This is a genomic window from Parazoarcus sp. PS-13 R2A, from assembly GCF_057621855.1.
On record NZ_JBYEXN010000079.1, the window covers coordinates 1 to 310 of the forward strand.

Consider the following 310-nt stretch of genomic DNA (forward strand, 5'->3'; position numbering starts at 1 on the left):
TGCAGCGCACGACGGCATCACCTCCACCCTGATGGCGCTGGGCGCGATCATCGGTGCGGTGGCCTTCTCCGGCTCCTGCGTGGCCTTTGCCAAGCTGCAGGGGATCATGAAGAAAGCGATCCGGCTGCCGGCGCAGAACAACGTCAACTTCTTCCTCGCGCTGGCCACCTTCGGCGTGGGCCTGACGGTGAGCTACTCGGCGCAACCGAGCGGCTTTGAAGTGTTCATCTTCTTCGTGCTCGCGCTCGCGCTCGGCACGGTGCTGGTGATGCCGATCGGCGGCGCCGACATGCCGGTGGTGATCTCGCTG

1 protein-coding gene is annotated in these 310 nt (G+C 65.5%); it reads left to right on the forward strand.

Annotation, left to right across the window (positions count from 1 at the left end; genetic code table 11):
• On the forward strand, positions 1–310 hold a 310-nt coding region (locus AC22G6_RS21915), incomplete at both ends, for an NAD(P)(+) transhydrogenase (Re/Si-specific) subunit beta (RefSeq protein WP_487368519.1).